The following is a 1,435-nucleotide window of genomic DNA, read 5'->3' as shown; positions in this document are numbered from 1 at the left end:
ACTATCTCCGTATTTTAACCACCCATCTAGAAGTTTTGACAGTTGATAAACGAGCTATGTACATTATGGCGCTTGAGATTGCAAAGGTTATTGACGGGCAAATTAGCGAGGATGCTAAGAATAGCTGGTTGACAATTGAAGAGTTTAAAAGAAAACATGAGGCTATTCTATCTTTAACTTTTGAAGAAGTAAATGAACTAAGTTTGACTGAAATTCAAACGATGGATGTGGTAGACGACCCTCTTTGGGAGGAAGAAGCCACTCGTCGAAAAGAATATATACTAGCACATGGAGGCGATATCTCAGATTTATGAGACTATATATCAAAAGTGATTTTAAGAAAAAAATAACCTTTACGACAAGAGAGTTGCTCAGGGAAATGTGGTTTAAGGAATGGCATGGTCATCCTATTACATACTCAAACGTTGGTGATGATGAGATGCTACAAGATGATTTCTTTTTTGGAGTTCAATTTGATAAATGGCGATTTAATGATAAACGATGGAATCATATACCATATGACAAGAGTGATCCTTGGAATTCGTTTTCTGATGAAAATATTCAATTGGAATTTGAAAAAACTTTCATTACAGAGTGGAGAGAACGTGGAGATTATCTACGTATCGCAACATCTCATATAGATGTTTTAACTGTAGACAAACGTGCTTTATACATTATGGCAACTGAAGTAGCATCTGCCATTGATGGTCAGATTAGCGAAGACGGCAAGCAAAGTTGGCTAAGTGTAGAAGAATTTAAGAAATATCACAAGGATGTTCTTTCACTGACTTATGATGAAGCTGTTGAAATCAGTTTGGAAGAATTAAAGACAATGGTACCGGTAAGAGATCCTCTATGGGAAGAGGAGGAACGGCTTCGAGAAGAATACATCAAAATCCACGGCGAACGTGTTTATGATGATGAGGAAGATGAGTGAGATTATATCTTAAAGGCAACTACGAAACTAGTATATACCAAAACTGTATGGAATATCCTTGGAAAATGTGGTTCAAAGAACGTAAGGGAGTGAAAGTTGGTTTTTCTTATGCATTTGATGATAATTTTTATTTGAGTTTAACTCTAGATAAATTTTCTTCAAATGATGAGCGTTGGGGAATGGCTGATTTTAGAATAGGAAAAGACTCTTGGGCGACTTTTAAGCGTGAAAATTTAAATTTAAATTTTGAAGATTCTTATGAAAGTGATGGGCGAGAAAAAGGAGACTATCTTCGAATAATCACGACTCATAAGGATATTCTAACGGTTGACAAGCGAGCGCTCTATATCATGGCGATTGAGGTAGCATCTGTCATTGACGGTCAAATCAGCGAAGACGACAAAGAAACTTGGCTGAGTGTTGAAGAATTCAAAACGAAACATAAAGACCTACTGAATATGACCTACGACGAAGCAGTCGATATTAGTTTAGAAGAGA

At 36.4% G+C, this 1,435-nt stretch carries 2 protein-coding genes and 1 pseudogene; all 3 read left to right on the top strand.

The genetic code is table 11. The features are described 5' to 3' along the window. Window positions 1-314, top strand: a pseudogene (locus GMD4S_RS13460) (hypothetical protein); the annotation flags it as partial. Further along, a complete protein-coding gene (locus GMD4S_RS00115; protein WP_001242082.1) occupies window positions 311-937 on the top strand; it encodes a hypothetical protein in 627 nt (208 codons plus the stop codon). The pseudogene GMD4S_RS13460 and the gene GMD4S_RS00115, both read left to right, overlap by 4 nt. Further along, the coding region (locus GMD4S_RS00110; protein ID WP_025172986.1) for a hypothetical protein at window positions 934-1,435 on the top strand (502 nt) is incomplete at its 3' end. The genes GMD4S_RS00115 and GMD4S_RS00110, both read left to right, overlap by 4 nt.

This window comes from Streptococcus sp. GMD4S (genome assembly GCF_000296955.1).
This window is presented reverse-complemented; position numbering and strand designations above follow the sequence as displayed.

What these genes read in the sequence shown, in the direction of transcription:
- GMD4S_RS00115 (WP_001242082.1), top strand. Translation starts at nt 311, where the DNA reads ATGAGACTATATATCAAAAGTGATTTTAAGAAAAAAATAACCTTTACG.